We start from the raw sequence: 25,356 nt of genomic DNA on the forward strand, positions 1-25,356 counted from the left end.
TTTGATTGTTTTATTTCGGATGCATCTTATGTATCTCAATGTTTCGGTATCCGATGCTTGTGCTTCGTTTTTGGATGTGGATTTTATTTCGCGTGACGCGAAGGGGTTTGAGTCGATGGAATTCGGGAACGGAAGCCAGGTGTTCTCGCACGCTAAACGGATAAGGCTCGCAATAGCGGATGATCATCCCCTCGTCATCCTCGCAATCGAGCGCCTCGCTGGGAATTTTCCCAATGTCGAAGTGGTGAGTCGCAGCATGAATTCGACTCAGCTCGACGAGTCGCTCGCACGGGGCGAATGCGACGTGGCGATCATCGATTTCTTCATGCCGGGCGGACGCCATGGCGATGGCATCGATCTGATCCAGCACGTGGCGGCACAGTATCCGGAGGTTCGCACTGTCGTTCTGTCACGCAGCGACGACGCGGCGATCGTCAAACACGCGCTGGAAGCAGGAGCCCATGCGTTCCTCAGCAAGGAAGATCGGCTCGATCTGATATATGTGGCCATTGTTTCGGTCATCGCCAACGAGACGTATCTCGGTCCCGCCATTCGCCGCCGCCTGACGCTCGCGGATGCCGAAAGTCATGCGCGGTTCATTCGCCAGAGGCTCACGAGCCGCGAGCTCGAAGTCATCGAGCGCTATGCGCGCGGCGCCAACGTCACCGAGATCGCCAAAGAATTGGAGCGCAGCGTGAAGACGATCAGCGCGCAGAAATGCGCGGCCATGCGAAAACTGGATCTGTCGACGGACGCCGATCTCTATCGTTTCATCGCGGACAGCGGCTTGATCTAGAAGCGGTGTTCGCAAAGCGCGCACGACGCGTGACCAAAGACCGGAGGAGACGACGCACAGTCCGTTAAGGATCGATGCGTGCCGGGCAATCTCAACAAAACGCACAAAAATGAGAAAGAAAACGCCGCTACGGGCGATCGTTGCCGACGACCATCCTGTCGTCGTCAAAGGCATTCAAAGCCTCCTCGAGCGTGATGGGGCATTGCGAGTCGTGGCCACCGCGCGCGACACATTGGAACTCGCAGAAGCAGTCGACACCACGCCGTGCGACTACGTCTTTTCGGACATCGGCATGCGCGGCATCGACGGCGAGAACAGTTCGATCGGATTCCTCCGGCGCCTGTCGTGGCAGGAGCGCAGACCGAAAGTCATCGTGCTCACGATGATTTCTCAGACGCGAATGCTGGCGGGGCTCGTCCAGATGGGCGTGGACGGCGTAATCGACAAGCGCGACGGTCTCGCATGTCTCAGCGATGCGATATCCGTGGTCGAAGCCGGTGGCCGCTTCCTTTCTCCAGGCGTGGAAGCGGCGGTGCGACATCTGCCGGTTACATCGCCGGCGCGCGCAGGCGTGCTGAGCCGGCGCGAATGGGAAGTCTTTCAGCTCTACGCCAGCGGCCTTCTGGTGCATGAGATCGCCGATTATTTCGGGCGAAGCCGCAAGACCATCGCTACGCAAAAGCGAAGCGGCATGCGCAAGCTAGGCCTTGAAAGCGAAGGGGAACTGGTCGCTTATCTGCAGCAGATCGGTTTGATCTGACGCTGGCCCGACCGTCGATCGTGCTTATTTTCTGTGCAAATTGGGACGGTTCCGATTCGATTCTGATCTATTGCGGTTCAGACTCGAATCATTTGCATTCGACAGGCAAGCACGAAGCGCGCGGACGGCCGAGTCACATGTGACGAACCGGTGTCCTCGCGGCCTTGCTCAGCCGGCGATGCGACTTTCGTTGCAAGCGTCGGCCCGCATCTGAGGGGTTCGCATTGAGATCATTGTTCGGGCGTTGGCTTCTTCTACTTTTCTTCATCGCCCCGCCTTATTGCCATGCCGCCAAATCCGGCACGCACGCCAGCGCTCCATCGGTCACCGCCGAGGCCCGCGCGAATACGCTTCGCGCAACCACCAAAGTCGAGTTGGACGAATCCGAGCGCGGTTACTTACGCGCATTGAAACCGATCGTGGTTGGCGTGATCGAAGGAAGCGAAACAGAGGACGCTTCGCTCGAATCGTCGCGAGTGGCTCTCGCGAAAATCGAACAGTCACTGGGCGTGACGTTCGATCCAAAGCCTTTCCGCGACTGGGCACGGGCCGCGACCGCATTTCAGCGCGGCGAGATCGACATGATCGTGGCGCCGAGTCCGCCCGGACGCCTGAATTACGCCATGCACTCCGAACTGCACCCGCTCGATGAACTGATCAAGCGGGCGTTCGCGCAAATTCCCGAGTCCGGCTCCGCTGCTGCCCGGACCACGGCGTCGGGGGCGTCGGGCTGGAGCGTCACGGCGCTGCGTCTTTTGCCGGCGCTTATCGGCATTGCCGCAGTGCTGTTCGTGACCCTTCGCGCGTTCATCCGCCTGCAACAGGAAATGCACCGGCGCATGGAGACCGAACAGCGTCTCGCGACGCAACTCAGCTTCCAGCAAACGATGATGGAGGTCGTACCGTACCCGCTCATCGCGAAGGACATGGAGAACCGCTACATCGCGGTGAACCGCGCGTTCGAGGAGGCGCTCGGCGTGCGGCGCGAGGACATTCTCGGCCGCACGAGTCTCGCTGTGACGGCGTGGGGCGCGGAGCACAGCCGGCTGCTGCACGAACTGACGCACGCGACGCTGACCACCGGCCAGCGGCAGGAAGTCGAAGCCGAATTCTGCGACCAGCAGAATCTGTCGCGCTGCGGTCTTTTCTGGACGGGCGCGTTCACCGCGTCGAATGGCGAGCGCGCGGGCGTCGTCGGCACGATGATCGACATCACCGACATTCGCGACGCCGAAACCCGCGCGCGACAGACCGAGCGGCGCCTTCATGACGTAACGCGCTCGCTGCCCGCCGTCGTGTTCCAGTTGCGCCGTGAGAGCGACGGCACGTACAGCCTTCCTTATATCGATGGCGACACCCGTCAACTGCTCGGGCTCGACGTCATCGCGCTCGCCGATGATCCGATTCACGCGTTGACGCACGTCAACCTCGAGGACAGCGCACGTCTGCTCGCCGAGATCGAGACGTCGGCGCGCACGCTCGAACCGTTGCATACCGAGTTTCGATCGACCATCGAAGGCGTCACGCGCTGGATTCGGGCCGATCTCGTCGCGCACCGCGAAGACGACGGCGGCGTGGTGTGGAGCGGATACTGGGCCGATGCCAGCGTGGAGCATGCCCGCGCGGACGAACTCGCCCGCGCCCGCGATACCGCCGAAGCCGCTTCGCGCGCGAAAGACAATTTCCTGGCGATGATGAGCCACGAAATCCGCACGCCGATGAACGGCGTCCTCGGCCTCGTCGAAGTGCTCGAAAACACGCCGCTGAATCCGGATCAATCCCAGATGCTCGGCATGATTCAGGATTCCGCGAGCGCGCTCCTGCAGATTCTGGACGATCTGCTCGACTATTCGAAGATCGAGGCCGGGCGCCTCACGATCGAATCGACCCCGATCGATCTGCGCGAACTCGTGGATAACGCGATCGGCCTGCTCGCCGGACGAGCGCATGAAAAGGGGCTGCGCGTGCGCGTCGACGTGGCGCCGGAAGTGGCTGCATTGGTGCGGGGCGACAGCGTGCGCCTCAGACAGATTCTCTTCAACCTGATGAGCAACGCGATCAAGTTCACGATCAAAGGCGATGTCGCGCTGCATGTTCGCGCAGTCGAGCAACGCGACGCGGAGCAGATGATCGAACTGTGCGTCAGGGATACCGGCATCGGCATCGCGGCCGAGGCCCAGCAGAGCCTCTTCGAGCCTTTCGTGCAGGCGGAGACGTCCACGACGCGCCGCTTCGGCGGGACCGGGCTTGGGCTGACCATTTGCAATCGCCTCGTCGAACTGATGGGCGGAACCATGAGTCTCGAAAGCGCGATCGGTGTCGGCACGGCAATGTACGTCCGTCTCGTGATGCCCATCGAGACGCTGCACTATCAGATCAACGGACTGCGCGGCAAGCGCGGCATCGTCGCGATCGACGACGACCGCGTGGCGGCCGCGCTCATGCATTATGGCAAGGCACTCGGCCTCGTGTTGCAGCGTTATGCGCCCAGCGAACTCGCGCGATCGGAACCGGCATCGCTCGAAGACGTCGAAATCGTCTTTCTGAGCGATACCCACAAGAGCGCCTTGCCGCTCGGCTCGCGTGTGATCCACGTGACCGAGAAACCGAAGCCGACCGGCTATCGAATCCTCGAAGACGACATTCGCGTGAGCGTGAATCCGATCTCATGGCGCGGACTCGGCGCGGCATGCGTCGCCGCGCTGACCGGCATGCCGCAAATCGTCTCGGGCGCGACGCTCGGTCATGACACGAAGATGGAGGCGCCGGACCGTGGCGACGCGCTGCGCGGCGGCAAGCTCGTACTCGTGGCCGAGGATCACCCGGTGAATCAGGAACTGATCCGTCATCAGCTTTCGTTGCTTGGTTTCGCCTGCGATGTCGTGCACGACGGCGTCGAGGCGCTCGCCACGCTCGCGGATACGCGCTACGGCTTTCTGATCACCGATTGCCACATGCCGAACATGACGGGCTACGAGCTCGCGCGCCGCATCCGGGCGGATGAAACCGGCACGGCGCGTCGGCTGCCGATTCTCGGCATTACGGCGAGCACCGCGCCCGACGAGCTGCGCAGATGCCGCGAGGCGGGCATGGACGATTGCCTCGTGAAGCCCACGCGGCTCGCAACCTTGCGCGAGCATCTGAACCGCTGGTGGGTGACCGATCAGGCCGTGGCCGTGCCCGGCCCGCACGTACCGGAAGACGCAACCGTGTTGCCGCGCGAGGACGACGAGCTCGATATCGGCGCCATGGCGCAGCTATGGGGCAGCGAAGCGACGGTGAAGGCGTTGCTGGATGCGTTCGTCTCGTCGTTCCGGGATGATCTCGTGGCGCTTCGGCGGCTGCTCGATCGTGGCACCGTGGATGATCTGCGCGACTGGCATCATCGGGTCGTCGGGGCGGCCAGCGTGTTGCAGTATCGGCCGTTGCTTCGCGCGCTGGAGGATTTTCGCCGGGACCTGCCGACGAAAACGCGAAACGCGCGGCGTCGGGAAGGGCTTGCGCTGATCGCGCGATGCGAACAACTCATCGAGCGCATTCAGGAACAAGGCGCAACGATTCTCTGATTGCGTGGTCGCGGCGCACGGGCGCCGCGTTCACTGGTCTTATTCCGACAACGCCGCGTGATTCGCGTTGACCGATTCGCGCTCGCGGAAATAGGCCAGCGCGAAATCGACGAACGCGCGTGTTTTGGCCGACACGTGCCGGCGGCCCGGATAGACGATCGACACGTCCTTCTGCGCGTCCTTGAGTGCGTAGCCCGGCAGCAGGCGCACGAGTGCGCCGGTGTCGATGTCCTGCGCCACATAGCTCTCGGGCAATACGGCGATTCCCATCTCGGCGAGCGCCGCCTGCCTCAACATGTGCGAACTGTTCACGGCGTAAGCGGGATCGAGCGCGACACTTTCCTGCACACCCGAAGGCCCGACGAAGGACCACGTCGAACCGTGAATGTCCGCAGATGGCGCAAGAAACTCGTGTTGCGCCAGCGCGGCGGGACGCGCGGGCGTGCCGCGCCGTGAAAGATATCCGGGCGACGCGACGAGCACCGCCGCGACGCTGACCAGTGGGCGGTTGATGAGCATGCCGCTACTGACAAGTTGCGGCATGACGATGCCGACATCGAAACCTTCCGCAACGAGATCGACCGGACGATGCAGCAACGTCAGGCGCAGTTTCACGTTTGCATAGCGCTCGCGAAACTCACGCAGCATCGGCGTGAGGCCGAGCAATGAAAACGACGCAGACGCCACGAGCTTCAGCGTGCCAGATGGATCCACCGAACTGTTGGCCACCGATGCCTCGATAGCCTCGACCTGATCGATGACCGCGCGGCAGCCTTCGGCATAGGCGCGGCCGGCTTCGGTCAGAGAGACGCTTCGCGTCGTGCGGTTCAGCAGACGCGTATGGAGATGGGCTTCCAGCAGCGAGACATAGCGCGTCACCACGGCGTTGGACAGATCGAGCGCGGCGGCGGCGCGGCCGAATGATTCGGTTTCGGCCACCTTCATGAAGACGCGCATCGCTTGGAATTGATTCATGGATGTAGCGAGGTGAGAGGCGTCTTGCGAACGGTTCGTGTAGGCGAGCAGAGGCGGGAGCGTGAGCACTGCTTACTCGCGTGCGCGATGCTAATGCTGAGGCGACAGAGCAGGAATGGGAGCACTCTGATTTGTCATGTGTGTCTCAATGTGACCACTGTCGCATGTATGCAACTGATCTCCGCGATAGACCCGGAAAACACGCGCGACGCGAACGGTAAGTCCACGCCGCCTAAGCGTTTATCCATATTGAAAATGCATTTTTCGATTTATTCGAAAGATCTTTTGTGTTTCTTTCGGCAGTTTCTCAAAAAAGGCGGGCAATAAACTTTGTCCTGCCGAATATCGGTGCCGAGCCGCATGAGCGAAGAGGCAAATCCGAGCTCGACAGGCGTTCGGCCTGAAGCAACCCACGAGTCGCACGACTCACGAAAGGAACACTCATGAAAAAGAATTTGATCGTAACGGCCGTCGCAACGCTGGCCGCATCGTTCGCAACCGCTGCCAGCGCGCAAAGCAGCGTCACGCTGTATGGTCTGGTCGACGCGGGTCTGACGTATGTGAACAACGTGCGTAACGAAACGGGCGAAAGCGCGAAGGCAAGCTCGTTTGGCGTGACGAGCGGCAACGTGAATCCGAGCCGCTGGGGCCTGCGCGGTGCTGAAGATCTCGGCGGCGGCATGAAGGCTGTTTTCACGTTGGAAAACGGTTTCAATATCGCTAACGGCACCGGCGACGGTCGCCAGTTCGGCCGTCAGGCGTACGTCGGCCTGTCGACTGCTCAAGTGGGCACGCTGACGCTCGGTCGCCAGAACGATGCTGTCGCCGACTTCCTCGGGCCGATGAGCGCCACCGGCACGTGGGGCGGTACGTACTTCGCACACCCGGGCGACATCGACAACCTCGACGGCAACGCATTCCGCATCAACAACTCCGTCAAGTTCGTGAGCGCGAACTACGCTGGCCTGACGTTCGCCGGCGCATATGGCTTCTCGAACTCCGCAGGCAGCTTCGCGGCGAACCGTGCATACAGCTTCGGTGCGGGTTATGCAAACGGCCCGTTCAAGCTTGGCGCTGCATACACGCAAGCGAACGGTTTCAACTCGAACACGGCCGGCGCGATCACGGAAAGTGTGGTGTCGCCGATCATTGCGGGCGCTCAGCAGACGGCGCGTCTGCGCACGTTTGGTGCCGGCGGCAGCTTCTCGACGGGCCCGATGACGTTCGGCGCGGTGTGGACGCAGACGCGTTCGGACAACGACAGCGAAGTGGTGGCTGACTCCTCGAGCATCGCCAACAACTACGAAATCAATGGCCGCTACGCCTTGACGCCGGCACTGTCACTTGGCGCAGCGTACACGTTCACGTACGCCAAGACCGAAGATCCGCGGGCGGAGTCGAGGCGCGTTCGTCGTCACCAGTTCGGTTTGCAAACGGACTACGCACTGTCCAAGCGTACTGACATCTACGCGGAAGGCGTGGTGCAGATCGCTAGCGGCGGTGGAGAAGGTGTGTACCCGGCCGCCGGCATCAACGGTGCTGATACCTCCTCGAGCAGCCGTCAGGTTCTCGTGACGACGGGTATCCGTCACCGCTTCTAAAGCGCTCGAAGCAGTACCGAGCTTTAGCTAGGTAGAGAAGGGCGCCGCAAGGCGCCCTTTTTCGCATACGCGCCCGTTCGCAACGAAGCGAAAGGCGCCGCCCATCCGGATGCTCTACCATGACGATGCGGCCATCGTCTCGACGACGCCCTGTCCGCCGAACAGGAGAGCAACAATGATCTCGACATGCAGACCACATGTCCGCTGGATGGCCGTTCCGATCCTCATGATGCTTGCCGCGAGCGCAGCCTGCGCCGACACCGTCGCGCTGAAAGCCAATCTCCAGCCTTCGAGCGAAGTCCCGCCGCGCGTAAGCAAAGGCCACGGCACCCTGGACGCGACCTTCGACACCGACACCAAAGTATTCGCCTGGACCGTGACATACGCGGAACTATCCGGCCCGGTGACGATGGCGCATTTCCACGGTCCCGCGCCGGTCGGCCAGAACGCGAAGCCGCAGGTGCCCGTCGACAAGAAAGCACTCGCGAGCCCGATGAAAGGACAAGCGACGCTGACCGATCAACAGGTCAACGATCTCATGACGGGGCAGTGGTACTTCAACATTCACACGCAGGAGAACCCGACCGGCGAGATACGCGGTCAGGTGATGCCGTCGAATTGACGCGGGTTCACGCATCCCAAGATCCACGATGAGCTGGCAAAGCGCGCTGGCGTGTTGGGTCGTGCGCAGGCGCATGCGTCCGCATTCGGCAGAACCCGAAGTCGATGTCGAACTGGCGCGAAACTACGCGTCGCGTCGAATCTGGTCGCCGCGTGTGCCGAAAGGCTGGCGGCTCGATATCCGCGATTCGAGCGCCGAAGCGCCACGACGCGGCGAATGGCTCACGCCGCCGGCAACTCCCCGCGCAACCATCCTCTATCTGCACGGCGGCGGCTATTACTTCTGCTCGCCGCGCAGTCATCGCGCGATCACGTTCGGGCTGGCCGTGCCGGCGAATGCGCGTGTCTTCTCGCTCGACTATCGTCTTGCGCCCGAGCATCGCTTTCCCGCGGCGCTCGATGACAGCGTCGCCGCATACCGTCGCTTGCTGGAAGATGGCGTTCCCGCACAATCGATCGTGATTGCCGGCGATTCAGCCGGCGGCGGTCTCGCGCTCGCAACGCTCCTCGCCGTACGCGACGCCCGCGACCCCCTACCCGCGGCGGGTGTTCTGTTCTCGCCGTGGACGGATCTGACCTGCGGCGGCGACTCGATGCGGACCAACGACGGACGTGACCCGATGTATCACGCGTCGGTGTTTCCGCGCGTGGCCGCCCAGTATCTCGGCACTGCCGATGCACGCACGCCTTATGCATCGCCGCTGTTCGGCGCATTCGAAGGCTTGCCGCCGCTTCTGATCCAGGTCGGCGACACGGAATTGCTGCTCGACGATTCCACTCGCGTGGCTGCGCAAGCGCGCGCGGCGGGCGTGCGCGTCGAACTCGACATCTGGCGCGACGTCCCGCACATCTTCCAGATCTGGGCGCCGTTCATGCCAGAAGCGCGCGAGGCGCTCGCGCGCGCCGCCACGTTCATCGATGCGGCTGTTCATCGCCCGCCCAACACCTCGATCGTCTGATAAGCACGCTCGACCGCCGACGCGCCATAGCGCCGTTCCAGCCGGCGCACGGTGAAGTGGCCATGCGCCATCTGCTGAAAATGATCGATGAACACCGTGTTCACCATCGCGCCGAGCACCGCGCCGATCGCCGGAATCGACTTCGCGGCGACCTGTTCGCTGACCTGCACCGAAAACCGCGACGCGATGGTCTGCAGAAACTTGAGCAGCGCCGTCGATCCGTGACTGCTCAGACCCTTCGCCGCGATCTCGTTGGTCGCGCGCGACACCGACTGCGCGAGCGCACTGCGCACGATGAAATAGCCGATATCGGCGCTGTCGTCGCTGGCTTTGGTGCCGCCCATGCCGAGCACCATCATGCATTGCAGTTGCGTATCGACGCGATGCACGTCCTCGCCCTCGCTGCGCGCGATGTCGCAGATGGAGCGGAACATCAGCGTGGTCGTGACCGGCAATTCGACCGGCAGCGCGAACAGCCCGAACGCGCCGCCCGCCGCGCCGGTCGTCGCGACAGCCAGTTTGTGCATCAGGTTGTGCGGCTTGTCGGGCGGCGGCGCGAGCAGCGAGTCCGACGGCGCGCTCTTGCCGATGGTGCGCAGCGCGAGCTGGAGGCACTTTTTGAGCGCGATTTGCGTCGCCTCGTCGACTTTCTCCTGCGCGACGGACGGCATGCGCCCCATCAGCTTTTCGATGGGCGCGCCGACGACGCTCGCGAGCTTCATCGTCAGCGACGGGCTTTCCAGCAACTCCTTCGCGCGCGCCAAGGCCGCGAAATCGTCGGGCGTGAGCGGCGAGGTGATGATCGGCGTCGGTTCCATGCGATGTTTTCTGTCCGGTGAAGGGTAAATTGCCATGCAGATTAGAGCGCAACACCGTGCTATGATTCCATTTCCGTTGACTAGTCAATCATTGCGCCCACAAAGATGGCCGTTCACACAGCCGCGCATCATTCCAGCGGACAAGTCCTGCCGTTCCGCGAATCCCTCATGGCGATGCTGGGCGTCTCGTTCGTCACGATGCTCGTCGCGCTCGATCAGACGGTGGTCGGCACCGCGCTGCCTACTATCGTCGCCGAACTCAAGGGTTTCGATCTCTACGCGTGGGTCGCCACGTCGTATCTTCTGACTTCCGTCATCACCGTGCCGATTTTCGGGCGGCTCGGCGACTATTACGGCCGCAAGCCGTTCGTGATCGCGTCGATTGTCGTGTTCACCGTCGCGTCCGTGCTCTGCGGGCTCGCCAACAGCATGATGTTCCTCGTGCTCGCGCGCGGCTTGCAGGGCATCGGCGGCGGGATGCTGGTCGGCACGGCGTTCGCGTGCATCGCCGATCTCTTTCCGGACAATGTCGTGCGCCTGCGCTGGCAAGTGCTGATGAGCTCCGCGTTCGGCATCGCCAATGCGGTCGGGCCGTCGCTCGGCGGCATTCTCACGCAATACTACGGCTGGCGTTCGGTGTTCTATGTCAATTTGCCGGTGGGCATCGTGTCGCTCTTTTTCGTATGGCGGTTTCTGCCGCATCTGCGCCACGTCGCGCATGAAGGCAAGATGCGCCTCGACTGGCCGGGCGCGGTGCTGATCGCGATCGCGCTCGGCGCGCTGCAATTGTTCGTCGAAATGCTGCCGAAGCACGGCCTCGGCGCGGAAACCGCCGCGCTGCTCGCGATGAGCGTCGCGGCCGGTTTCGCGCTGTGGAAATGGGAGATGCGCTGCGATTACGCGATCCTGCCCGTCGACATGTTCCGCAACAAGGCGCTCGCCGCGCTCTTCACGCTCGCGATTCTCGGCGGCTTCACGATGTTCTCGCTGTTGTTCTACGCGCCGCTGCTGTTCCAGGGCGGCTTCGGCATGTCGCCGAAGGATGCGGGCATGATGATCACGCCGCTTGTCGTGTTCATCACGATCGGCAGTATCGTCAACGGGCGCATCGTGACGCGTCTGAAGAACGCCAACCTGATGCTGTACGTCGGCTTCTCGCTGCTAGCCGTGTCGTGCCTGGGCGTGGTCGTCGCCACGCATGACATGCCGCGCGCGCTGCTGCTCGTGATCATGCTGCTCGGCGGCCTCGGCCTCGGCTTCGTGATGCCGAATCTCACCGTGTTCGCGCAGCAGACGGCGGGGCGCGCGCATCTCGGCATCGCGACCGCGTTGCTGCAATCGCTGCGCATGATCGGCGGGATGATCGGCACCGCGCTGACCGGCACGCTCGTAAGCCATCTCTATGCGAGCGGCGTGAATCTCGCGCTCGAAAAGGATCGCGCGCTGCATTGGACCGGCGATCTCTCCGACCCGCAAATCCTCATCAATCGCGACGGCCAGCAGGCGCTGCTCGCGCAATTGACGGCGGCGGGCCACAACGGCGCGATGCTGCTCGAAGCCGCGCGCGAAGCGCTCGTCGCGGCGATACACATTGGCCTTGCGCTGGCGGCGCTGGTCGCGGTGGTGTCGGTGTGGCAGTCGCGTCGCGTGCCGCCGGTGCGACTGAAAGGGCCGCAGGAGCCGACGATCCTCGCCGAATGACTACGGAAATCGAAAGCATGAATGAACAGGACCGTATCGCCGTCGTGCAGCAGTTCGGGCGCACGTATCGCGCGTTCATGTCGGCGTTCGAGGCGGCCGTCGGTCAGCCGATGCCGCGCTGGCGCATCCTGCTCGCGCTGCACGAGCACGCCGGCGTGCTGTCGCAGAAGAAACTCGTCGAGCGCCTGAAGGTGGACCCGGGCGCGCTGACGCGGCAACTGAAGACGCTGGAAGGGCTGGGCTGGATCGTGCGCAGCGTCGACGCGCGCGACAACCGCGTGTCGAATGTCGCGCTGACCGCGCAAGGGCGCGCGATCGCCGAACAAGGCTTGCCGCGACGCAACGCGTTCCTGCACGACACGATGGCATCGCTGCCCGACGAGGCCATCGAAGCCTTGTCGAGCGCGCTGCACATGTTCGAGGGACGCATTCAGGAAGTGGCGGCGGCCAATGCGTCGCAAGCGGCCGCCGTCGAAGAGAAAGCTTAGAAAAACGTTTCGATCACTTCGGTGACGCGATACTTCGGATCGACGACGAGAATCTGACGCCACTTGTCGAAGGTCAGGCACGGATGCGAGATGTCGAACGCGATCATGTCGCCGACCTTCACGTCGTCGCCCGGCTTGATGCGCAGGTACGCGTGCTGATCCATCAGGCCGAAAATCTCCCAGCCTTCATCGGACGCGATATCGCGCGGCGCCTCATTGCCCGGACGATAATGCTTCGCCGGCTCCGGCATGCCCGCATCGAACGCGGAATCGCGCTTGCCGAGCCCGATGATCACGCGATCCGGCTCCGGAATCGACTGCACGTACGCCCACAGTTGCAGCGCGGGCTTCAGGCCTTGCCCCATTTTCTTCGCGATCGGATTGCGCGCGAAGATCTCGTTTTGCGCTTTCTTGTAGATGCCGACGTCGTGCGTCAGATAGCAGCCCGGACGCAGCACGACCTCGATCGCATCGCTGTGCGCCTTGGCGAATTCATCGGCGACGACGTCGTACCACGCCGATCCCGCGCCCGAGAGAATCGCGGGCTTGCGCGCGATTTTGCCTTCGGCGATCAGCTTGCGCGTGACATCGACGGCGCTTTGCAAAAACTCGCGCACCTTCGTTTCGTCCTGCAGCACGCCTTCATACAGCTCGATGCCCGCCAGCTCGATCGTGTCCGGCCAGCGCGCGATCGCGGCGAGCACGGCATCGCACTGCGCGTCGTCGCGCACGCCCGTGCGTCCGCCCGGCACGCCCAGTTCGATCAGTACGTTCAGCTTCTTGCGCACCGAACTGAAGAATTCGCCGAGTTGATCGACGCCATCGGCGGAATCGACCAGACAGAAGAACTCGAAGTTCGGATCGGTGAGCAATTCGGCGATCATGCCCATGTTGCGTTTGCCGACGAGCTGATTCGCCATCAGGATGCGATGCACGCCGCCGCGATACGCCGCGCGCACCTGATGCGCGGTCGCGAGCGTGATGCCCCACGCGCCCGTTTCGAGCTGACGGCGAAAGAGTTGCGGCGCCATGGTCGTCTTGCCGTGCGGCGCGAGCTTCACGCCGTACTCGCCGACGAATGCCTGCATCCACTTCAGGTTATGTTCGATGCGATCGGAATAGAGCACGGCGGCGGGCAGACTCACGTCCTCTTCGAGCAGACTCCATTGCAGGCGCGACGCGTCCTGCAACTGGATGCTCGTACCCGGCACCATGCCGAGACCTTTGCCGAACGGGTCGATCGTGGCGTTCTGATAGTTTGTAACTTTCATGTGCTGCTACTCCATCGTCCGTTTAAATAAACCCCGTGCACGATCCAATGCGCATCAGAGTTGACGGTGCTATGTTAACCAAAGTAGCATCCGTGATGGAAATGTTATTTAGTAACACAGACCTCAGGTAAACCCTCAAACCGACATGAACGGCCACGCCGACCCGCTCAGTTTCGACATCGTCGCACGCATCGCGGAGCGCGCGCCCGAGTTGCGCGGCGCCGAGCGCAAGGTCGCCGCGCTGATTCTCGACGACCTGACGGGCGCATCGCGCGCGAGCATCGGCGCGCTGGCCGACAAGGCGGAGGTGAGCGTCGCCACGGTGACGCGTTTCGCGAAGGCCGTCGGCTGCGCGGACGTGCGCGAACTGAAGCTGCGGCTCGCGCAGGCGGCGGCGGTCGGCCAGCGTTTCCTGACGCGCCGTCCGGACGAAGGCGATGCGGCGCCCGATACGCTCGCCGCGCGCATCTTCGACGAAGTGCAGGCGACGCTCGCGCAGAATCAGGGGGCGCTTGCCGCCGCGCCGATCGCTCAGGCGGCCGACACGCTCGCCGCGGCCTCGATGATCTACGTGTTCGGCATGGGCGGCGGCTCGACCGCGCTCGCCGATGAAATGCGCTTTCGCCTCGTGCGGCTCGGCCGGCCGGTTGCGTCGTATCAGGACGGGCTGTTGCAACGCATGGTCGCGTCGACCTTGTCGAAAGAGCACGTCGTGATCGCGCTGTCGGTGACGGGGCATACGCCCGAGATCGTCGAAAGCTGCGGGCTCGCGAAACAGTACGGCGCGCGCGTGATTGCGCTGACCGCGCCCGCGTCGCCGCTCGGCGCGCTCGCGGACTGGCTGATTCCGGTCATCGCGATCGAAACGGACTTCATCTACAAACCGTCGTCGTCGCGCTACGCGATGATGATGGCGCTCGATTTGCTCGTCACCGAACTGGCCGTCAAGCAGGCCGATCACAGCCGCGAACTCCTGCGCCGCATGAAGCACGCGCTCGATTCGCATCGCGGCGGCGGCGAGCGTCAACCCTTGGGAGACTGACCATGGAAAAGTGCGACACGCTGATCGTTGGCGCGCGCCTGATCGACGGCACGGGCGCGCCCGCCGTCCTGCGCGATGTAGCGGTGCGCGACGGGCGCATCGTCGCGATCGAGGCGCCGGGCGGCCTGTCCGGCTGGAGCGCCGACGCAACCTTCGACGCCGAGGGCAAAGTGCTCGCGCCCGGTTTCATCGACGTTCACACGCATGACGACACGCACGTGATCCGCTCGCCGCAGATGATGCCGAAGATCACGCAGGGCGTGACGACGGTGATCGTCGGCAATTGCGGGATCAGCGCGTCGCCGGTGACGCTCAAGGGCGATCCGCCCGATCCGATGAACCTGCTCGGCGACGCCGCCGCGTTCAGATATCCGACCTTCGCCGCTTATGTCGACGCCGTCAACGAGGCGCAACCGACGGTGAACGTCGGCGCGCTGATCGGCCATACGGCGTTGCGCAACAACCATATGGACCGGCTGGATCGCGCGGCTTCCGGCGATGAAGTCGCGGCCATGCGCGCGCAGCTCGAAGAAGCGCTGGATAACGGCGCGCTCGGTTTGTCGAGCGGGCTCGCATATGGATCGGCGTTCAACGCGCCGCCGGAAGAAGTGCAGGCGCTGGCCGAGCCGCTCGCGAAGGCGGGCGCGCTCTACACGACGCACATGCGCACCGAATTCGACGCGATCCTCGACGCGATGGACGAGGCGTATCGCGTCGGCCGCCATGCGCGCGTGCCGGTGGTGATTTCGCATCTGAAATGCGCGGGGCCGTCGAACTGGGGGCGCAGCACGGAAGTGCTGAAGTCGATCGAAACCACGCGCGACGGCCAGCCGGTCGGCTGCGATTGCTACCCGTACAACCGCAGTTCGTCGACGCTCGACCTGAAGCAGGTGACGGGCGATATCGACATCACGATCACATGGTCGACGCCGCATCCGGAAATGGCGGGCAAACTGATCCGCGAAGTCGCCGACGAATGGCAGGTCAGCCAGCAGGAAGCCGGGAAGCGCCTGCAACCGGCGGGCGCGGTGTATCACAACATGTCGGAAGACGACGTGCGGCGCATCCTCTCGCATCCCGCGACGATGGTCGGCTCGGACGGCTTGCCGAACGATCCGCTGCCGCATCCGCGTCTGTGGGGCGCGTTTCCGCGCGTGCTCGGCCACTATGCGCGCGATACGGCGCTGATTCCGCTCGAAGAGGCGGTGCGCAAGATGACGAGTCTGTCGGCGCGTCGTTTCGGTTTGACGGAGCGTGGCGAGGTGAAGCTCGGCTATCACGCGGATCTGGTCGTGTTCGATCCCGAGCGCGTGCGCGATGCCGCGACGTTCGCCGAGCCGCAACAGGCGGCGGACGGCATCGACGCGGTGTGGGTGAATGGCGTTTTGACGTATCGCGAGCGGGCCGTGACCGGCGCGCGCGCGGGACGTTTCGTGGCGCGCGGTTCCGCATCCAGGCTGGATGCGCAGGGCGCGTTTTGAGAATTTGTTTGAGTCAGGAAAAGGAGTTGAAGATGAAGCGTTATGGCGTTGAAGGTGGCAAGGGACAAGGCGGCGCGCATATGCCGTTCGCACGCGCGGTCGAGGCGGATGGCTGGCTGTTCGTATCGGGCCAGACGCCGATGGAAAACGGCGAGGTGATCAACGGCTGCATCGTCGAGCAATCGCACAAGGCGATTCAGAACGTGCTCGCGATTCTGAAGGAAGCGGGTTACGGGACGGAGCACGTGGTGCGCTGCGGCGTGTGGCTGGATGATCCGCGCGATTTTGCTTCGTTCAACAAGGTGTTCAAGGAGTACTTCGGCGCGAATCCGCCGGCGCGCGCGTGTGTCGTGTCGTCGATGGTGATCGACTGCAAGGTCGAAGTGGATTGCGTGGCTTATAAGAAGTAGGAGGCTCAGTGAGTCCGGGCGCGATGCCTGTACTTGCCCTTTCTGACGAGTGAGAGAATGGCCGCACGCCTTGCCAGGCTGCGGCCGTCGAAAAGCGGCCTAGAGCTGCAAGTATTCTTTCGATACGACCGAGGTGCAATCGTCCGCTGCTTTCTGCAAAAGCGATTTCAGAAGCTTCGCGTTCTCCGAAAGCAAGTCATCCTCGGATGGTAAGTGCGCCTCGTCTACAGGCCGCGCAACGCACAAGGTTTGCGCGACGACTTCCTGCTTTGCCGTATCGATTAGCCTCATACGTGTGCTGTACGTAACGCGATAGCTTAGCCATTGCGTCGGTAAGTAGCTAAACATCCAATTAATGGTCTTTACATCGATCAGATAATCGGTGTCCGTGTGTTTGCTTGAGAGAGCAGCAACATCATCCGTGTCGACCAGACCGGTTTGATGGGGGGCTCGCAGCATCCCATGTTTCTCCGTCAATCGATCCATCAATTGGCGGCTGATGCTCAACGAGGGGTCTTCAATGCCGTTTTCTTTCACGATGGAATTTCCTGCCGACATCATCACGACTGCTCCGAGGGCGCCGAACATCGCCTTGCCCGGTGTCATCGCGGTGAAGCCGGGCTTTTCATACTCGGTATAGTCCACACGTTTGTTTGTCAGCGTGGCAATGGATTCTTTTGGTAGCGGTTTTTGATCCACAGACACGCAGCCCGTGAGTGCGATCGAAACCAATATTATGAGATACTCGCGTATCGACAACATATGTAATCCTAAATATTTAATTAATTTTGATCCGGCGCAAGCCCGAGCGGACCAGCTGTTTTGTTGGATCCAAAGGTTACTGCCGAGCCCGCGACATTATCCGGGGTCGGCAGTTTGAGGGGAGTGCGGACTGTAAAAAACGCTAATTTATTGCAGTTTTGCTTATGAATTGAGCGGCGCTAAAAGTTACTGCCGCGCCAACCTCGCATTATCCGGCATCGGCAAATTGAAGTTGGTGCGAAACGGATTGATATCCAGCCCGCCGCGCCGCGTATAACGCGCGTAGACCGCAAGTCGTTCCGGCTTGCACTCCCGCATGATGTCCATGAAGATGCGCTCCACGCATTGCTCATGAAACCCGGTATGTCCGCGATAAGAAACGACATACCGCAACAACCCCGCGTGATCGATCTGCCCGCCGTAATAGCGGATCTGCACGCTGCCCCAATCCGGCTGCCCTGTCACCGGGCAATTCGATTTCAACAGATTCGAAAACAGCGTCTCTTCGACCGGCACTTCATCATGCGCCGCCTTCAGCAGCGAAGGATCGGGCGAGAACACGTCGCAATCGAGATCGAGACGGTCGAGCGACAAACCGTCGAATTCCTCCATCGCCAGTTTGCTGAAATCGGCCGGCGCCGCGAGTTGCACCGAAACCGTCGCGCCGCACACCGCCGAGACATCGCGCTTGATCGCGGCGCGCACGTCATCGATCGAGTCGAACGGCGTCTGCGCGAACGAGCCGAGATACAGCTTGAACGACTTCGATTCCACGATGTTCGGCGAATCCGCCGGCACGAAAAACGTCGCGACCGCGATCTGCGGCTTGCCGCGCCGATTGAGCCACGAAAGCTCATACGCGTTCCAGATATCCGTGCCGAAGAACGGCAGACGCGCGGGCACGGCGATCGCGTCGCGCGCTCGCTTGCGGTCGATCGGAAACAGCAGCGACGCATCGTACTGTTCGGTGTAGTGGACGGGCTTGCCGAGCGGAGATTGATCGGGTGTCATGATGCGTTCGCTATGCCGCTGAGAACGTGCCCCGTCGCGGTGACGACGCGAGCCGATTCGCAATGGCGAATTTGATCGTCGAAGAAAAAATCGGGCTCGAATTCGCGCAGGAATTCGCCCTTGTCGAGGCCGCCGAGAAACATCGCTTCGTCGATTTCGATGTCCCAGGCCATCAGCGTGCGGATCGCGCGCTCGTGCGCGGGCGCGGAACGCGCGGTGACAAGCGCGGTGCGGATGTGCATCGGCGACTGGCTGTCGTGGTCGTCGGCGATGCGCTGTAGCTTGTTCAAAGCCGCCAGCAGCGGCTTCAACGGACCGCCCGGAAGCGGTGAATCCTTCTTTTGCGTCTCGTGGCCGACGAACGCGGAAAGGCCATCGCTCTGGAACACGCGCTCGGCTTCGTCGGAGAACAGCACGGCGTCGCCATCGAACGCGATGCGGATTTCGTCTGCATAACGGCTCGCGGCGCGCGGCGTTTCGGGCAGGACGCGCGCGGCGGGAAAGCCGGCGGCGAGCGCGTCGCGCACGTCGTCCGGATTCGCCGACAGAAACAGCGACGCCCGCAACGGCTTCAGATACGCGAACGGCGAGCGGCCGCGCGTGAACACGCCGCGCTCGATCGCGAGGCCATGCTCGCGGCACGAATGAAACGCACGCAGTCCGCTGATCGGATCGCTGCGCGACAGGATCACCACTTCGACGCGCTGCTCGTTCGCATTCAACGCGAGCAGCTTGCGGATCAGCCCGAACGCGACGCCCGGCTTCGCGGGTGTTTCCAGCCGCGAGCGTTGCAGCGCTTCGTATCGGGCGAGATCGCCCGTCTCGAAGACGCGATTCTCATCCTCGAAATCGAACAGCGCGCGCGATGAAATCGCGACGACGAGCTTGTCTTCGAGCGTGAACTTCGGCATCGACACGCCTTACGCGAGGAACAGTCTGTAGACCGGGTTCGCGCCTTCGTCCCACCACGGATAGCCGAGCGTCGCGAGAAAGCGCTCGAACTCCGCGTTGTCCGACTGCGGCACCTGAATGCCGACGAGAATCGAGCTGTAGTCCGCGCCCTGATTGCGATAGTGGAACAGGCTGATGTTCCAGTCGGGCGCCATCGACGAGAGGAACTTCATCAGCGCGCCCGGGCGCTCAGGGAATTCGAAACGCAGCAGACGTTCGTCGCGCGCGAGCGGCGAGCGTCCGCCGACCATATAACGGATGTGCTGCTTCGAGAGTTCATCGTGCGACAGATCGACCGTCGCGAAACCATGCTCGATGAACGACGTCATCATCTGCGCGGTTTCCTTGCGCGCCTTGATCTGCACGCCGACGAAGATGTGCGCGGCGTTTTCATCGGCGATGCGGTAGTTGAACTCGGTCACGCTGCGTGTGCCGACCAGTTCGCAGAAACGCCTGAAGCTGCCGCGTTCTTCCGGAATGGTCACGGCGAACACGGCTTCGCGCGCCTCGCCGACTTCCGCGCGCTCCGCAACGAAGCGCATGCGGTCGAAGTTCATGTTCGCGCCCGACGTCACCGCGATGAGCGTCTTGCCTTCGATGCCTTCGCGCTCCGCATACAGCTTCGCGCCCGCGACGGCGAGCGAACCCGCCGGCTCCAGCACGCTGCGCGTGTCCTGAAACACGTCCTTGATCGCGGCGCAGAGCGCATCGGTGTCGACGGTGATGACTTCGTCGAGCAGTTCGTGGCACAGCCGGAACGTTTCCTCGCCGACGAGCTTCACCGCCGTGCCGTCCGAGAACAGACCGACTTCGCTCAGCGTGACGCGCTCGCCCGCCTTGATCGATTGGGCCATCGCGCAGGAATCCTCGGTCTGCACGCCGATCACCTTGATCTCGGGCCGCACCGCCTTGACGTAGGCCGCGACGCCCGCCGCGAGGCCGCCGCCGCCGATCGGGCAGAAGATCGCGTGAATCGGGCCCTGATGCTGGCGCAGGATTTCCATCGCGACGGTGCCTTGCCCGGCGATCACGTCGGGATCGTCGAACGGATGCACGAACGTCAGGCCGCGCTCCTGCTGAAGTTCCACGGCGCGGGCGTAGGCGTCGCTGTACGACTCGCCCGCGAGCACCACTTCGACCGTCGGACCGCCGTGCGCGCGGATCGCGTCGATCTTCACCTGTGGCGTCGTGGTCGGTACCGCGATGACCGCCCGGCAGCCGAGCCGCGCCGCCGACAGCGCCACGCCCTGCGCGTGATTGCCCGCCGACGCCGTGATCACGCCGCGCGCGAGTTCGTCCGCGCGGAGATTCGCCATCTTGTTGTAAGCGCCGCGAATCTTGAACGAGAAAACTGGCTGATTGTCCTCGCGCTTGAGGAACACGGCGTTGTGCAGGCGCGCGGACAGGCTGCGCGCGGGTTCCAGCTCGCTTTCGCGCGCGACGTCGTACACACGCGCGGTCAGCACTTTTTTCAGGTAGTCGGGATGTGTCATGCGAGGGATCGTCAGGCGGCCGCGATGCGCGCGGGTTTTGAGGGCGAAAGCGTCAATGATAGCGCCAACCGGGCATCGTCCGAATGTGCGATGTGTTCGGACCGTCCGGACGGTCGTGCAAAAAAGCGTCGAAAATGCCGGAAACGTGTCGCGAATTCGCACGCAAAAGCCCCTTCTCGCTGCTAGCGCTCGCAAACGCGTGTCATCGTGATGGGTTAGAATTTCCTTTTACGAATCAGCAATCAGGATCGGCAGATGCACCGGCAGCTTCGGATCGATTTACTGGCGCATGTCTCCCGCGAGTCGCATCCCGCGGCGGAGAGGGATGCGCGCCACGCACGATCGTGGCGTTGATCCAGGGCACATCGAAGGCGCCGTGAACGCGATTCGCCTCATTGACATAGAGGCGATCCGGCGGCCTTCGCCAAGATTAGTCTCATTCGAAAATTTGCGCCCCCACGCGCATCGCTGGCCTTTCCGCTTTCATGGCGCGAGCGCCGGCACACCGAACCGTCGAACATGAACGCACCCCAAGCCTTCGATCCGAACGGCGCCCATGCCGCCTTGGTGCTCGATAACGAGCCGCGTCTCCGCGAAATTCCCTATAACTACACGTCGTTTTCCGATCGTGAAATCGTCATGCGGCTGCTGGGCGACGAAGCCTGGGCCGTGCTCGACGAACTGCGCAACGAGCGCCGCACCGGCCGCTCGGCACGCATGCTGTATGAAGTGCTCGGCGATATCTGGGTCGTGCGCCGCAATCCGTATCTGCAGGACGATCTGCTCGACAACCCGAAGCGTCGCGCGCTGCTCGTCGAAGCGCTGAATCACCGGCTCGCGGAAATCGAAAAGCGCCGCAGCGCCGATCTCTCCGCTCATAGCGAAGAAGCCGGCAGCCGCGAGCGCGCCGGGCGCGTGCAATTGCTGATCGCCGCCGCGCGCCGCGCCGTCGACGATTTCGCCGCCGAGTTCGACCGCATGTCCGACTTGCGGCGCCGCGCCTCGCGCGTGCTGGGCCGCGAAACACAAAAGGACAACATCAAGTTCGACGGCCTGTCGCGCGTCGCGCACGTCACCGACGCGACCGACTGGCGCGTCGAATATCCGTTCGTCGTGTTGACGCCGGATTCGGAAGCCGAGATCGCCGGTCTGATCAAGGCCTGCTTCGAACTCGGCCTAACCGTGATTCCGCGCGGCGGCGGCACCGGCTATACCGGCGGCGCGATTCCGCTCACGCCGTTTTCGGCGGTCATCAACACAGAAAAGCTGGAACAGCTCGGTCCCGTCGAAATGACCGATCTGCCGGGCGTCGATCACAAGGTCGCAACGATTTTCTCGGGCGCGGGCGTGGTCACGCGGCGCGTCACGGAAGCGGCGGAGCAGGCGGGCTTCGTGTTCGCCGTCGATCCGACCTCGCTCGATGCATCGTGCGTCGGCGGCAATGTCGCGATGAACGCGGGCGGCAAGAAAGCGGTTTTGTGGGGCACGGCGCTCGACAATCTCGCCTGGTGGCGCATGGTCGATCCCGAAGGCAACTGGCTCGAAGTCACGCGTCTGGATCACAACTGCGGCAAGATTCACGACGTCGAAGTGGCGCGCTTCCGGCTCGACTGGTTCGACGGCAATCGTCCGCCGGGCGAAAAGCTGCTGCGCACCGAAAACCTCGACATCGCCGGCCGCACGTTCCGCAAGGAAGGGCTCGGCAAGGACGTCACCGATAAATTCCTCGCAGGTCTCCCCGGCGTGCAGAAGGAAGGCTGCGACGGACTGATTACGTCCGCGCGCTGGATCCTGCACAAGATGCCCGCGCACACGCGGACCGTCTGCCTCGAATTTTTCGGCCAGGCGCGCGACGCGATTCCGAGCATCGTCGAAATCAAGGACTATCTGTTCGAGACGTCGAAGCAGGGCGGCGCGATTCTCGCCGGCCTCGAGCATCTCGACGAGCGCTATCTGCGCGCGGTCGGCTACGCGACCAAGAGCAAGCGCAACGCGTTCCCGAAGATGGTGCTGATCGGCGATATCGTCGGCAATGACGCCGATGCCGTCGCCGCCGCAACGTCCGAAGTCGTGCGCATGGCGAACGGCAAGAGCGGCGAAGGCTTCGTCGCGGTGAACGCCGAGGCGCGCAAGCGCTTCTGGCTCGACCGCTCGCGCACCGCGGCCATCGCGAAGCACACGAACGCGTTCAAGATCAACGAAGACGTCGTGATTCCGCTCGACCGCATGGGCGAGTACACGGACGGCATCGAGCGCATCAACATCGAGCTGTCGATCAAGAACAAGCTGCAACTCGTCGATGCGCTCGAAGCGTTTTTCCGCACCGGCAAGCTGCCGCTCGGCAAGACCGATGACGCGAACGAAATCCCCAGCGCCGAACTGCTCGAAGACCGCGTGACGCAGGCGCTCGATTTGTTGAAGCGCGTGCGCGAACGCTGGACCTTCGTCGGCGACAAGCTCGACATGCCGTTGCGCGAGGCGCAGCACTATCTCGTCAATCTTGGATACGAAGCGCTCGCGGAGAAGTTCGCGGATCGCGTCGACGTGCAGCCGGACGCGAATATCTTCCACGTCGCGCAGGATCGCACGGTGCGCATTTCGTGGAAGCAGGAGATTCGCGGCGAACTGCGCCAGATCTTCAACGGCGGCGAATTCAAGCCGATCCTCGATGAAGCGCAGGCCATTCACAAGCAGGTGCTGCGCGGGCGCGTGTTCGTCGCGCTCCACATGCACGCGGGCGATGGCAACGTGCACACGAACATTCCGGTCAACTCCGACAACTACGAGATGCTGCAGGACGCGCATCACGCGGTGGCGCGCATCATGAAGCTCGCGCGTTCGCTCGACGGCGTGATTTCGGGCGAGCACGGCATCGGCATCACCAAACTGGAGTTCCTGACCGAAGAGGAAATCGGCGAATTCCGCGCGTACAAGCAGCGCGTCGATCCGCACGGCCGTTTCAACAAGGGCAAACTGTTCGACGGCGCGGACCTGCGCAACGCGTACACGCCGTCGTTCGGGCTGATGGGCTACGAGTCGATCATCATGCAGCAGTCGGATATCGGCGCGATCTCCGATTCCATCAAGGACTGCCTGCGCTGCGGCAAGTGCAAGCCGGTCTGCGCGACGCACGTGCCGCGCGCAAACCTGCTGTACAGCCCGCGCAACAAGATTCTCGCCACGTCGCTGCTGGTCGAAGCCTTCCTGTATGAAGAGCAGACGCGCCGCGGCGTGTCCATAAAGCATTGGGACGAGTTCAACGACGTCGCCGATCACTGCACGGTCTGCCACAAGTGCGTGACGCCGTGCCCGGTGAAGATCGATTTCGGCGATGTCACGATGAACATGCGCAATCTCTTGCGCAAGATGGGCAAGAAGAAGTTCAACGCGGGCAACGCGGCCGGCATGTTCTTCCTGAACGCGACCAATCCGCAGACGATCAACCTCGCGCGCACCGCGATGATGGGCGTCGGCTACAAGGCGCAGCGCCTCGGCAACGACATTCTGAAGAAGTTCGCGAAGAAGCAGACGGCGAAACCGCCCGCGACGGTCGGCAAGCCGCCGGTGGTCACGCAGGTGATCCACTTCATGAACAAGAAGATGCCGGGCAATCTGCCGAAGAAGACGGCGCGCGCGTTGCTCGATATCGAGGACAACAAGATCGTTCCGATCATCCGCAATCCGAAGACGACCACGGTCGATTCGGAAGCGGTGTTCTACTTCCCCGGCTGCGGCTCGGAGCGCCTGTTCTCGCAAGTCGGACTCGCGACGCAGGCCATGTTGTGGGAAGCGGGCGTGCAGACCGTGCTGCCACCGGGCTATCTGTGCTGCGGCTACCCGCAGCGCGGCTCGGGCCAGTACGACAAGGCCGAGAAGATCGTCACGGATAACCGCGTGCTGTTCCACCGCGTTGCGAATACGCTGAATTATCTCGACATCAAGACCGTGGTCGTGTCGTGCGGCACCTGCTACGACCAGCTCGCGGGCTATGAATTCGAGAAGATCTTCCCGGGCTGCCGGATCATCGACATCCACGAGTTCCTGCTGGAAAAGAACATCAGGCTCGAGGGCGTGAAGGGCACGCGCTACATGTATCACGACCCGTGTCACTCGCCGATCAAGACGATGGACCCGGTCAAGCTCGTCAACGAACTGATGGGCGCGCAGAACGACGGGTACAAGATCGAAAAGAACGATCGATGCTGCGGCGAATCGGGCACGCTCGCGGTCACGCGTCCGGACATCTCCACGCAGGTGCGCTTCCGCAAGGAAGAGGAGATCCGCAAGGGCGCGGCGCGGCTGCGGGGCATTCCGCTCGTCGCGGAAGCGGGGGCGAACGGCATCAATATCGCGAACGCTTCGGCTGGAGCTGCAGGCGCGCAGCCCGGTTCGGTGCTCAAGGCCGGCGACGGTCCGCAGCCCAACGGCTCCGACGTGAAGATTCTCACGAGCTGCCCGTCCTGCCTGCAAGGCCTGTCGCGCTACAACGAGGACGCCAACATCGAGGCGGACTATATCGTCGTGGAAATCGCGCGCAAGGTGCTCGGCGAGAACTGGATGGAACAGTACGTCGAACGCGCGAACAATGGCGGTATCGAGCGCGTACTGGTGTAATAGCGAAATCGAGGTTTGATTCGCTAGAGGTATGAG

At 62.9% G+C, this 25,356-nt stretch carries 19 protein-coding genes; 12 read left to right on the top strand and 7 right to left on the bottom strand.

Annotation, left to right across the window (positions count from 1 at the left end):
* The first annotated feature begins 1 nt into the window (after position 1).
* The 3 genes from AWB80_RS00745 to AWB80_RS00755 all read left to right on the top strand — a co-directional run bounded on the left by AWB80_RS00745 (position 2) and on the right by AWB80_RS00755 (position 5,122).
* On the top strand, positions 2-796 hold the full coding sequence (locus AWB80_RS00745; protein ID WP_244206349.1) for a response regulator: 795 nt from the start codon (positions 2-4) through the stop codon (positions 794-796).
* 109 nt (positions 797-905) lie between these two features.
* Positions 906-1,556 carry a response regulator gene (locus tag AWB80_RS00750; protein ID WP_061172733.1) on the top strand — a complete coding sequence of 217 codons (651 nt, stop codon included), beginning with the start codon at positions 906-908 and terminating at the stop codon, positions 1,554-1,556.
* A 476-nt stretch (positions 1,557-2,032) separates the two neighbouring features.
* On the top strand, positions 2,033-5,122 hold the full coding sequence (locus tag AWB80_RS00755) for an ATP-binding protein (protein ID WP_244206350.1): 3,090 nt from the start codon (positions 2,033-2,035) through the stop codon (positions 5,120-5,122).
* Between the two features lie 39 nt (positions 5,123-5,161).
* Here AWB80_RS00755 and AWB80_RS00760 read toward each other — a convergent pair whose 3' ends face one another.
* Positions 5,162-6,097 carry a LysR family transcriptional regulator gene (locus tag AWB80_RS00760; protein WP_061172735.1) on the bottom strand — a complete coding sequence of 312 codons (936 nt, stop codon included), beginning with the start codon at positions 6,095-6,097 and terminating at the stop codon, positions 5,162-5,164.
* A gap of 443 nt (positions 6,098-6,540) precedes the next feature.
* On the opposite strand from AWB80_RS00760, the gene AWB80_RS00765 reads away from it, so the two are divergent.
* From AWB80_RS00765 to AWB80_RS00775, 3 genes are all read left to right on the top strand, one after another.
* A complete protein-coding gene (locus AWB80_RS00765; protein WP_061172736.1) occupies positions 6,541-7,698 on the top strand; it encodes a porin in 1,158 nt (385 codons plus the stop codon).
* 208 nt (positions 7,699-7,906) lie between these two features.
* Positions 7,907-8,320, top strand: coding sequence for a CHRD domain-containing protein (locus tag AWB80_RS00770; protein ID WP_425266828.1), 414 nt, complete (start codon positions 7,907-7,909; stop codon positions 8,318-8,320).
* Positions 8,321-8,348: 28 nt separating this feature from the next.
* Entirely contained in the window at positions 8,349-9,278 is a 930-nt protein-coding gene (locus AWB80_RS00775; RefSeq protein ID WP_061172738.1) for an alpha/beta hydrolase, read from the top strand.
* Here AWB80_RS00775 and AWB80_RS00780 read toward each other — a convergent pair.
* Positions 9,248-10,096 carry an EcsC family protein gene (locus tag AWB80_RS00780; protein WP_061172739.1) on the bottom strand — a complete coding sequence of 283 codons (849 nt, stop codon included), beginning with the start codon at positions 10,094-10,096 and terminating at the stop codon, positions 9,248-9,250. The genes AWB80_RS00775 and AWB80_RS00780 overlap by 31 nt on opposite strands.
* Before the next feature lie 105 nt (positions 10,097-10,201).
* Here AWB80_RS00780 and AWB80_RS00785 point away from each other — a divergent pair, with 105 nt between their 5' ends.
* Together AWB80_RS00785 and AWB80_RS00790 are read left to right on the top strand one after the other, a co-directional pair.
* Complete coding sequence (locus AWB80_RS00785) at positions 10,202-11,797, top strand: MFS transporter (RefSeq protein WP_061172740.1); 1,596 nt, start codon at positions 10,202-10,204, stop codon at positions 11,795-11,797.
* Between the two features lie 17 nt (positions 11,798-11,814).
* Positions 11,815-12,285 carry a MarR family winged helix-turn-helix transcriptional regulator gene (locus tag AWB80_RS00790; protein WP_061172741.1) on the top strand — a complete coding sequence of 157 codons (471 nt, stop codon included), beginning with the start codon at positions 11,815-11,817 and terminating at the stop codon, positions 12,283-12,285.
* Here the strand turns inward: AWB80_RS00790 and AWB80_RS00795 are convergent.
* Entirely contained in the window at positions 12,282-13,556 is a 1,275-nt protein-coding gene (locus AWB80_RS00795) for an amino acid deaminase (RefSeq protein ID WP_061172742.1), read from the bottom strand. The genes AWB80_RS00790 and AWB80_RS00795 overlap by 4 nt on opposite strands.
* Positions 13,557-13,701: 145 nt before the next feature.
* Between AWB80_RS00795 and AWB80_RS00800 the strand changes: the two genes are divergently transcribed.
* Genes AWB80_RS00800 through AWB80_RS00810 form a run of 3 tightly spaced genes read left to right on the top strand, consistent with a single transcriptional unit; the run spans position 13,702 to position 16,489 of the window.
* A complete protein-coding gene (locus tag AWB80_RS00800) occupies positions 13,702-14,598 on the top strand; it encodes a MurR/RpiR family transcriptional regulator (RefSeq protein ID WP_061172743.1) in 897 nt (298 codons plus the stop codon).
* A 2-nt stretch (positions 14,599-14,600) separates the two neighbouring features.
* The gene (locus AWB80_RS00805) at positions 14,601-16,079 is read left to right on the top strand and encodes an N-acyl-D-amino-acid deacylase family protein (protein WP_061172744.1); all 1,479 of its coding nucleotides are present in this window, start codon (positions 14,601-14,603) and stop codon (positions 16,077-16,079) included.
* 32 nt (positions 16,080-16,111) lie between these two features.
* On the top strand, positions 16,112-16,489 hold the full coding sequence (locus AWB80_RS00810) for a RidA family protein (RefSeq protein ID WP_061173071.1): 378 nt from the start codon (positions 16,112-16,114) through the stop codon (positions 16,487-16,489).
* Positions 16,490-16,588: 99 nt separating this feature from the next.
* Here AWB80_RS00810 and AWB80_RS00815 read toward each other — a convergent pair whose 3' ends face one another.
* The 4 genes from AWB80_RS00815 to ilvA all read right to left on the bottom strand — a co-directional run bounded on the left by AWB80_RS00815 (position 16,589) and on the right by ilvA (position 20,706).
* Positions 16,589-17,251 carry a hypothetical protein gene (locus tag AWB80_RS00815; protein ID WP_061172745.1) on the bottom strand — a complete coding sequence of 221 codons (663 nt, stop codon included), beginning with the start codon at positions 17,249-17,251 and terminating at the stop codon, positions 16,589-16,591.
* A gap of 186 nt (positions 17,252-17,437) precedes the next feature.
* Positions 17,438-18,262: an NADPH-dependent 7-cyano-7-deazaguanine reductase QueF gene (gene queF / locus AWB80_RS00820; protein ID WP_061172746.1), complete on the bottom strand. Its 825-nt coding sequence runs from the start codon at positions 18,260-18,262 to the stop codon at positions 17,438-17,440.
* Positions 18,259-19,173, bottom strand: coding sequence for a 5'-nucleotidase (locus AWB80_RS00825; RefSeq protein ID WP_061172747.1), 915 nt, complete (start codon positions 19,171-19,173; stop codon positions 18,259-18,261). The genes queF and AWB80_RS00825 overlap by 4 nt, the downstream gene beginning before the upstream one ends.
* Before the next feature lie 9 nt (positions 19,174-19,182).
* A complete protein-coding gene (ilvA, locus tag AWB80_RS00830; RefSeq protein WP_061172748.1) occupies positions 19,183-20,706 on the bottom strand; it encodes a threonine ammonia-lyase, biosynthetic in 1,524 nt (507 codons plus the stop codon).
* A 519-nt stretch (positions 20,707-21,225) separates the two neighbouring features.
* Here ilvA and AWB80_RS00835 point away from each other — a divergent pair.
* A complete protein-coding gene (locus AWB80_RS00835) occupies positions 21,226-25,320 on the top strand; it encodes a DUF3683 domain-containing protein (protein WP_061172749.1) in 4,095 nt (1,364 codons plus the stop codon).
* Positions 25,321-25,356 lie beyond the last annotated feature (36 nt).

The sequence above is a fragment of the Caballeronia pedi genome, from assembly GCF_001544915.2.
GTDB classification, from domain to species: domain Bacteria; phylum Pseudomonadota; class Gammaproteobacteria; order Burkholderiales; family Burkholderiaceae; genus Caballeronia; species Caballeronia pedi.